Raw genomic sequence first — 10,492 nt, 5'->3', positions numbered from 1 at the left:
CTTATACTATTACAGCTAAGAATACGGATTGTGAATCGGTGTCTTCAGATAGTTTTGAAATCAAAGCCCAGAAATCAGTTCCAGCTAAGCCAAAGCTTACTCTTACAGCAGAAACTTGTGAGTCACCTACTAAAGTGGTTATTAGCAACTATGTAACAGGACAAACCTATTGGAATGGAACAGAGCAACTTACAGTAGATACGACAAGTCATGAAATTACAGGTCTTGCAGTAGGTACTTATACTATTACAGCTAAGAATACGGATTGTGAATCGGTGTCTTCAGATAGTTTCGAAATCAAAGCCCAGAAACCAGTTCCAGCTAAGCCAACTCTTACATTGACGACTGAAAGCTGTACAGCACCTACCAAGGTGGTCATTAGCAACTATGTAGCAGGACAAACCTATTGGAATGGAACAGAGGAACTTACAGTAGACACAACAAGTCATGAAATTACAGGACTTTCAGTAGGTACTTATACTATTACAGCTAAGAATACGGATTGTGAATCGGTGGCTTCAGATAGTTTTGAAATCAAAGCTCAGAAAGCAGCTACTGTGATTACTACAAATCCAGTAGGGGCGACTTATATAAAAGACGTAACAGCGACTGCTCTTACTATAACAGCAACAGGCGAAGGAACTCTTATTTATAAATGGTATAAAAATACAGATAATAACTATACAAGAGGTACTGAGGTAGGAGAAAATAGCACTACCTATATTCCTCCTACCGATACTGTAGGGAGTCTCTTCTATTGGGTAGAGGTAACAAGTGAGTGTGGTACTGTGAAGAGTACTATTGCAGAGATTAAAGTAATAGAACCACCTATTACTATTGAGGCGAATGATGATCCTGATACCTCAGTAGCTAAGGGTGGGGAAGTGAATATACTTCATAATGATAGGGTGAATGGTATTCCTGCTACTCCTACCAATGTCGATATTACTATTCCAGATGAAGGAAGGCTTACAGGAGTAACTATAAATTCAGCTACAGGTAAGATTAAGGTGCCAAATAATGCAACTCCAGGAACTTATGAGGTAACTTACCAAATCTGTGTAAGAGGCGCTATGGCTCCTTGTGATACGGCTAAAGTGAAAATTACTGTAACACCAGATGCTACACCAACAATCAATGCCAATGATGATCCCGATACTTCAGTTATTAAAGGAGGCGTAGTAGAAGTACTTACTAACGATCGTGTAAATGGTGATCCTGCAACTCCAGCTAATGTAGATATAACTATCGTAGGCGATGGTAATCTTACAGGAGTTACAGCTGATCCTGCTACAGGTAAGATTAAGGTTCCCAATAACGCATTACCAGGTACTTATGAAGTAACTTATCAAATATGTGTAAGAGGTATAGCATCACCTTGTGATACGGCTAAGGTAAAAATTATAGTAATAAATGATGTTACTGATACTATAGAAGCCAATGATGATCCTGAAACTAGAGTAACCAGAGGTAGTGAAGTAAATATACTCTATAACGATAGAGTCAATGGAAATCCAGCCACTCCTACCAATGTGGATATCACAATCCTAGCTGATGGTGGTCTTACAGGAGTAACAACAAACCTGACCACAGGTAAGCTCAGAGTACCTAATGATGCCATACCTGGTACTTATGAGATTACTTACCAAATTTGTGTAAGAGGAGCAACAGTACCTTGTGATACCGCTAAGGTGAAGATCACTATAACAGAAGATACAACTCCAACACCTACTATCAATGCCAATGACGATCCAGAAACTAGAGTAGCTAAAGGTGGAGAAGTGAATATACTTCATAATGATAGGGTAAATGGTAATCCTGCTACTCCTACCAATGTGGATATTACAATCCCAATTGAAGGAGGACTCACAGGGGTAACTATAAATCCTACCACAGGTAAGATCAAAGTGCCAAATACAGCAACCCCAGGTACTTACGAGGTAACCTACCAAATCTGTGTAAGAGGAGCTATCAGCCCTTGTGATACAGCTAAGGTGAAGATCACTGTAACTGAAGATACAGCACCAACACCAACCATCGTAGCCAATGATGATCCAGATACTTCAGTAGCTAAGGGAGGCGAAGTAGAAGTGCTAAACAACGACCGCTTGAATGGTAACCCAGTAGCACCAACAGATGTAGATATCACTATACCGAACAATGGTGGTCTTACAGGACTTAGAGCAGATGCTACTACAGGCAAGCTCAAAGTGCCTAATACAGCCACCCCAGGTACTTATGAAGTTACTTATCAAATCTGTGTGGCAGGAGGCACTACTACTTGTGATACCGCTAAGGTGAAGATTATAGTAACAGGAAGTACAACGCCAACGATAGTGGCAAATGATGATCCTGATACTTCAGTGGCTAAGGGCGGAGAAGTGAATATACTCCATAACGATAGGGTAAATGGCAATCCAGCCATCCCTGCCAATGTAGATATTACTATTCCAAATAATGGAGGTCTTACCAACCTTACAGTAGATCCATCTACAGGTAAGATTAAGGTTCCAAATGATGCGACCCCAGGTACTTACGAGGTAACTTATCAAATCTGTGTAAGAGGCGCAACAGAGCCTTGTGATACAGCTAAGGTGAAGATTACTGTAACTGGAGATACAGCATCAACCCCAACTATTGATGCGAATGATGATCCAGATACTTCAGTGGCTAAAGGGGGTGAAGTGAATATACTTCATAATGATAGGGTAAATGGTAATCCAGCCACTCCTACCAATGTGGATATCACAATCCCTGTAGATGGTGGTCTTACAGGAGTAACAATAAATTCAAGTACAGGTAAGATTAAGGTTCCAAATAATGCTACACCAGGTACTTATGAGGTAACTTACCAAATCTGTGTAAGAGGAGCAACAGAGCCTTGTGATACCGCTAAGGTGAAGATTACTGTAACTGGAGATACAGCATCAACTCCAACTATTGATGCTAATGACGACCCAGATACTTCAGTAACTAAGGGCGGAACGGTAGATATCCTTCCTAATGACCGCTTGAATGGTAACCCAGTAGCACCAACGGATGTGGATATCACTATTCCAAACAATGGTGGTCTTACAGGACTTATTGTAGATTCAAGTACAGGCAAATTAAAAGTGCCTAATACAGCTACCCCAGGTACTTACGAAGTAACCTATAAGATCTGTGATAAGGCACATAGCAATATTTGTGATACCGCTAAGGTGAAGATTACAGTAATACCAACAATAGTTGCGAATGATGATCCAGATACCTCAGTAGCTAAGGGAGGCGAAGTAGAAGTACTAAGCAATGACCGCTTGAATGGTAACCCAGTATCGCCAACAGATGTGGATATCACTATTCCAAACAACGGTGGTCTTACAGGACTTACAGCAGATGCTACTACAGGCAAATTGAAAGTGCCTAATACAGCCACTCCAGGTACTTACGAAGTTACCTACCAAATCTGTGTAGCAGGAGGAACCACTACTTGTGATACGGCTAAGGTGAAGATTACTGTAAATGGAAGAACTATTGAAGCCCACGATGATGGACCTTGGAAGGTAGGTACCTTAGGAGGCTTGACACCAAGTATCTTGAATAATGATATTCTTAACGGAAGCCCAGTAAGCCCTAATCAGGTGAATATAGAACGAACCAATGGTCGTCCTAGCCTTACAGACCACTTCCAAAGGAATGAGGACGGACGTATCTCAGTATTGCCACAGCCTCAAGGCTTGCCAAGACTTACCGCAGGTACTTATGAGTACTATTATACAATTGTGGATAAGACGAACTCATCCAATGCAGCGAGTGCAAAGGCAACGATTATTGTATCAGACTTTGTTGCGGCAGATGATGTGTTTGAATTTGGCAATCCTAATAATAGAACCCTTACAACGGAGAGTGTACTGAAGAACGACCAAGTAGGAGATAAGCGTAACCCATCTCCAACAGATGATGTGAACTTGACACCAGGTACAGCGAGCCATCCAGGACTGACAATGAATGCAGATGGCACCATTACCATTGCATCAGGAACCCCTAATGGAAACTATACCTATACCTATGAGATTTGTAAGAAGGATGCCCCTACAGAATGTGAGAGAGCAATAGCTTATATCAAGCTTCACGATAGTTTGGAAGCGAATGATGATGATTTTTCATCGACTCCGGTACCATCGTCCCATAAGACAGTAGTAGGCAATGTACTTACGAATAATGTAGGAGGAACGGATAAACTTTCAGGTGCGCCTATTAGCGACCCTACTTTGGTAGAATTGACTATAGTAAATGAGGGCGGACTTACGGGAGTAGAATTGTCAGGGAATGGAGATATATCGATTCCAGCGGGAACACCTTCGGGACGTTATATAGTGAAATATCGTATCAGTCAGGTTTCAGATAGGAATAACTATAAGGAAGCAGTGGTTACGATAGTAGTATCGAATGAGATTCCGTTGGTATTCCATAATGGTATTTCGGTGAATGGAGATGGTAAGAATGATGGTTTTGTGATAGAGGGCATAGAATATTATCCGGATAATGTACTGAGAATCTTCAACCGCTGGGGTGTATTGGTATATGAGAAGGAGCGATATGGCAATAGGGAACCATTTGTAGGAATTTCTAACGGACGCGCTACGGTAAGTAAGGATACGAAACTTCCACAGGGAACCTACTACTACTTACTGGAATATACTGACTTGAAGGGCAACCGCCAAGAGAAAACAGGTTGGTTATACCTTAAGACAGAATAAATATTGACTTTTTAACAGAAGAGGCTATCCCCAAAAAGGATAGTCTTTTCTTTTTGTAGAATATTTTACTTTTTATTTTGTGAGTCAAAGTTTTTTCTTTTGAAATGAAAATTATAAAAAAATATTTTTATAAATACGAAAAAAGTAATATCTTTGCCCCATATTTCAAAACCATATAATAATGAAGAAATTATTAGCAAGCCTTTTGGCAGTTACAGCTTTGGTAAGCTGTAGCAAATCAGGAGATGATAACAATACCTACATTGCAGAAGGTACATTTCCTAAGAAAATAGTTGCAAAATCACCCTCTGGAAGAGTAGAGCACGAGACTAATTACACCATTCAGGGAGGAAAGATTCTTTACTTTGAAGCAATTGAATATGAAGTAACGGGAGGAACTAGACGTACCCAACAGACACTAACTTATAATGGAGAGCTTCCTCAAAAGACGACTCATGTATCTGGAAGAGAAAAATATACAGAAGAATATCAATATGAAGGTGGAAAGCTTACCAAAACTACTCAAACTTATGAGGGAAATACAAGAAGTACTATCACTACCTATACTTATGAAGGAAGCCAGCTAAGGAAAAAGGTAATTGAAGAGCCCTTAAGTAGCAATGAAGGACCTAAAACACGAGTTACAGAAGATGAATTCAATTATGCAGGTAACCAGATTACAGTGAATACTAACACTTATATCAGAGATGCACAAGGGGTTAAAACCGGTAATGAATTGAGTTCTAAGGTTTATACTATAGAGAATGAAAACCTAATAAAAGTAGAAAAATCAGGAGTTGTTCTTAAGGAATATACTTATGATGATAAGCCTAATGCTAATGCTCAGAAGCTAATTCAAAAGCTAAACCCTGATTACTTTTTAGATATCAGTTTTTCAAAAAACAATGTTCTTACTGAAAAAGTGCGACATACTCCTAATGGTAGCCAAAATGTTTATAGAAATGCCTATATTTACAATGAAAAAGGCTATGTAAAAGAGAAAAAAAGGTATACTCAGGATGACAATGGAGCGGAGACTTTAGACTACACTCAAGAATATACTTATTAATATAAAAAAAGAAGTAAAAAGCGGGCAATGTCCCGCTTTTTTTGTTATAAGTTAAGGAAGGTGAATCCTACTCCTAGGATAGTCTGCTAATTATAGTCAATCAGAGAATCACCATAACCGTGAGAAGCTTGTAATATTAAGCGTAGGTCTCGGTTAAGGGGGTATATCCACCCAAGTTCTATATGACTTCTATTATGATTGAAATTCAGATTGTTGCGAACGGTGAAAGAAAAGATATTCTTACGGAAGGGAATCGCCACTCGTACTTCACTTCTACCAATGTAGTTCTCTATCTCAGGATTATCATCCTCTATAGGTTTTTCTGAAAAACGTTTCCAGAACCGAGCAAAAATCATACTATTTCCCCATGAGGTTCCCACCATAAGGATAAAGCGGTTCCAGCTACGGGAGTGGGCAGCTTCCTTACCATTGGACTGGTGGTTGATGGACAGTCCCAACATCTTGAGCTTAAAGTTCCCTGCTGATAGGTTCATAGGATAGGTAAAAATCAGTTCTGGCTCATAATTAATCTCACGAAAGGGACGAGAGAGCTCTCCATTGTACATCTGCCAATACGCTTGTTGGGTAAAGGCTACCCATACATCACCTTTTCCAAAAGCATCCTGCATAATCTTGGCTTTGAGGCTCACTTGGAACTTCATCTCCATATGTTGATAATCGCGACGCTCGGGAATAGGTCTTTCAGGATTGAGGCTTATAGGCTGTTCGGTTGGTCGGTCAGTAAAGCGAAAAGGTAGGGCATACATAGGCTGGTATTCCAAGAATCGGAAAGTACCTCGCTGATCCTCTTTGTCCAATTCCCATATTTTGGAGATGGTTTTGTCTAAGTCGGCTGGCTCACTTCGTTTTATTTCAGGTAGGGGTTCTCCTACTACTGAAAGCGTATCTGTCTGCCCCATACTTATAAAGGGGAAACATAGGAAGGTAAGGTAAGAGAAATATTTCATAAGCGGTTTGTTAAATGGACACAAAGTTACAATAAAAAAATGTATATTTGCGCTTTTAATATTCTTTTTCAGATGAAGAAAATAACCCTCTTATTAATGAGCGTTCTTGCTTCAGGCTACGCTTTTGCACAAACAGATACTTCAGGAAGAAACTTCTATCGTGCAACTCCAGAGAAAAAAACAGCTTTAAGACACACCAAGCTTAAGGTGGATTTTAACTTTTCTAATCAAACTCTAAATGGCGAAGAATGGCTCACTGCAGCCCCTTTCTTCTATCCTTCGGATAGTCTTATCCTTGATGCCAAAACGATGCTTATCCACCAAGTAGCTCTTGAGCAACACGGTAAGCTACAAAACCTCCCTTATACCTATAGGGACGATCTCCTACATATCAAACTTCCTAAGAAGTATCAAAAAGATGAAAACTATACTGTATATATAAAATATACCGCCCAACCCGAAAAAGTGCCTAATAACGGAAATCTGTCTATTTCCGATACAAAAGGGCTCTATTTTATCAATCCTGAAGGTAAGCCAGAGGGTTATCCCCGCCAAATATGGACACAAGGAGAAGCCGAAAGTTCCTCCTGCTGGTTCCCGACCATTGATAAGCCCAATCAGAAGACCACTCAAGAGATTGAAATGACAGTTCCTGATAGTTTTGTTACTCTTTCCAATGGACTTTTGAAAAGCTCTCAGAAAAACGGAAATCTACGCACTGACTATTGGGTGATGGATAAGCCCCACGCTCCTTATCTCTTCTTTATGGGGGCAGGTGAATTTGCCGTAGTGAAGGACACCCCTTGGCGAGGGAAAGTACCTGTAGAATACTATGTAGAGAAGGACTATGCACCCCTTGCCAAGAAGCTCTTTGGGAATACTTCTGAAATGATGACTTTTTTCTCTGAGCGTTTCGGTTATGACTATCCTTGGGCAAAATACGCACAGATTATTGTACGCGATTTTGTTACCGGAGCTATGGAGAACACCACTGCCGTAAGCCATTCGGAAAGTGCCTACCAAAGTGAGGAAGCTCTTAATGACCAGAACTATTGGGAGTACATCATCGCCCACGAACTGGCACACCATTGGTTCGGAGACCTTGTTACTGCTGAAAGCTGGGCAAACCTTACCGTTAATGAATCCTTTGCCAACTATAGCGAATACCTTTGGCTCGCTCACAAATATGGTAAAGATGTCGCTGACTACCACCTACGCAACAATACCCAACAGTACCACCAGCGCCCTGATGATTTCAAGAAGGACTTGGTGCGTTTTAACTATACTTCCACTGATGATATGTTCGATATGGTCTCCTATAACAAAGGAGGAGCTATCCTACATATGCTTCGCCACTACCTTGGCGATGAGGCGTTCTTTCAGGCTATTACTGACTATCTCAAAACATACGCATACAGCAATGGAGAAGCCCATCAGCTACGCCTTTCCTTTGAGAAGATAAGTGGAAAAGACCTTAGCTGGTTCTTTAACCAATGGTACTTTGGCTATGGAAATCCTACTGTAAAGGTAGAAAAACACTATGATACTTCCAAAAAACTACTTACAGTAAAAATCACTCAGCTACAGAGTGAAGACTTGTTTTTTCAGTTTCCTTTGGATATTGATATCTACCAAGATAACAAGCCTATCCGCCATACAGTATGGGTGAATGCTCGTCAGGAAAATGCCTTTACCTTTGCAGTGAGCAAAGCCCCTGCCTTGGTGAATATCAACCCTGAAGGAGTGGTAGTGATGGAAGAACAATACCCTAAAACAATTAAGGAATACCTCTTCCAGATACAGCACGCCCCTGAGTTGAAAAGTCGCTTAGAAGCCATTTCCTATTTGGAAGCAGGCAAGGGCAAAGAGGTGGTCTTAGCCGCCCTACGCGACCCTTATTTCAAGATACGCAAGGCTGCTCTGGAACTCCTTGAAGGTTATCAGCTCACCAAAAAGGACTTAGCTCTGGTAGAGAAAATCGCTACTTCTGACCCTGAGAATCTCGCTCGTGCTGCCGCTATCTGGGTCTTGAACAACCAAGAAGATAAGCGCTACACTGCTCTGTATGAAAAAGCACTTACTGTTCCTTCAGCAGCTATTAAAAATGCCGCTCTTGATGGGATTGCACGAACCAATCCCAGCCGTGCTAAGCAGTTCTTAGAAAAGGCGAACCCAGCTGACCTTGAGGGTGATCAGCTCTTAGGATTTGTCAGTGTCATTACCCAGTACAAAATGGACAAATACCTCCCTTCGATGATGCCTTACTTAGTCAATTACTCTTTCCTTGTAGAGGATGAGCCTCAAAGAGCCTCTGATTTCAAGAAAGCCTATCTCTGGGCAATGAGCTTGGATAATACCTCCCTTGTTCAACAGGTGAAACAAGCTCTCAAGGATTATACCCAAGAGGAAAATGAGGAAAAAGTAAAGCAGGATTTAGCAAAAATGTTAGACGAAGGGATTGCTCAAAAGAAAAAACTTACAGATACCGCTACTGTCAAAGAACAAATCCAAATGTTAGAAGAGCTTAAGAGTAAGATAAAGTAATTTTTAGAGGTTAATGACCAGTGGTCAGTTTTTGGCCACTGGTCACTAATTTGTAATTGTTAAACCTTATCATATGAGGACAACCCAAGAGTATACACGCTATAAAGAACATCAACGAGAAATAGAACATTTTCAGAGCATTAAGCAATTGGATCAGGATATAAAGCATATAATAGCAAGTAATAAAAGGGAAAAATAGCCGTCAACAAATATAACAATGAAAAAAGTATTTCTTTTATATGGGATCTGTCTATGTTTATTTGCTTGTAGAGAGCAATCAGGGAAAGAGCAACAGGGGATTACTATCTTGCAAGATAGTATAAAGACCACCTCTGCTGGAGATGTAGAAGAGAAAGATATATGGGTAGATCCACAGCTTGTAGAGATGATGAGAGAAGCCTTGCAGCGAGTGGATACACTCTACAAAGGGGAGGATTTGACCTATTCTTATAGCTATAGTGATACATTACCTATTTCTGAAACGATAATCAAGGTAGGTAAGTTCTTTGACCAACAACCCTATGTAGTTGTCAATAGCACTTGGGAAGATAGGTTGATAGAAGTATATAAGATAGAGCAAAATCATACTTTCAGGAAGAAATTCTCTTATATAAGCTCTTGGATGGAGTTTGCAAAAGATTCTATTTTTGATGTCAATGGAGATGGAATCAATGATCTTTCTATAACGTGGTCTGGTACAGGAGCACTTAATTACAATCCTACTTATATCTATTTGTTTGATCCTAAGACGGCGACTTTTTCTGAGCGTTATGAATTTGAGAATGCTGATTTTTTCCCAAAAGAGCAGGTAGTGCGAGGGGTACAAACAGGCTTCTCAGGGGTAGTTGGTTTGTACAAATATAAGTGGATAGATGGTCAGTGGGTAGCGCAGGAATATATCTATCCTGATTATATCTCCAATGGAAAATATTTTATACGAACCCAAAAGGATGGACCTTATCCCTCACGAAAGGATGGAGAGCTTTTGCTCAAGATACCAGAGGAATACCTTGGTTTAAAAGATCTTAGTTGGTTTCTTATGTATGATACAGATAGTGAGCTGCCATTCCTCCGAGAAACCTTAGAAGAAAGAAAAATGGAGGGAGATAAATAAAGTAAAACACAATGAAACACTTCCTATTACTCTTTTGCTTGGTTACAGCCCCTATATG

5 protein-coding genes are annotated in these 10,492 nt (G+C 40.3%); 4 read left to right on the top strand and 1 reads right to left on the bottom strand.

Translation table 11 applies throughout. The features are described from left to right. Positions 1-4,739, top strand: a 4,739-nt coding sequence (locus RYK20_RS10050) for a gliding motility-associated C-terminal domain-containing protein (protein ID WP_314895321.1), incomplete at its 5' end; no start/stop codon positions are given. Between the two features lie 181 nt (positions 4,740-4,920). After that, the gene (locus tag RYK20_RS10045) at positions 4,921-5,808 is read left to right on the top strand and encodes a hypothetical protein (protein ID WP_314895320.1); all 888 of its coding nucleotides are present in this window, start codon (positions 4,921-4,923) and stop codon (positions 5,806-5,808) included. Between the two features lie 86 nt (positions 5,809-5,894). Here RYK20_RS10045 and RYK20_RS10040 read toward each other — a convergent pair whose 3' ends face one another. Next, entirely contained in the window at positions 5,895-6,776 is an 882-nt protein-coding gene (locus RYK20_RS10040) for a phospholipase A (RefSeq protein WP_314895319.1), read from the bottom strand. A 72-nt stretch (positions 6,777-6,848) separates the two neighbouring features. Here RYK20_RS10040 and RYK20_RS10035 point away from each other — a divergent pair, with 72 nt between their 5' ends. Together RYK20_RS10035 and RYK20_RS10030 are read left to right on the top strand one after the other, a co-directional pair. Continuing rightward, a complete protein-coding gene (locus RYK20_RS10035; RefSeq protein WP_314895318.1) occupies positions 6,849-9,320 on the top strand; it encodes a M1 family aminopeptidase in 2,472 nt (823 codons plus the stop codon). Between the two features lie 217 nt (positions 9,321-9,537). After that, positions 9,538-10,434 carry a hypothetical protein gene (locus RYK20_RS10030; protein WP_314895317.1) on the top strand — a complete coding sequence of 299 codons (897 nt, stop codon included), beginning with the start codon at positions 9,538-9,540 and terminating at the stop codon, positions 10,432-10,434. The last annotated feature ends 58 nt before the right edge of the window (positions 10,435-10,492 follow it).

This window comes from uncultured Capnocytophaga sp. (assembly GCF_963525585.1).
GTDB lineage: Bacteria > Bacteroidota > Bacteroidia > Flavobacteriales > Flavobacteriaceae > Capnocytophaga.
This window is presented reverse-complemented; position numbering and strand designations above follow the sequence as displayed.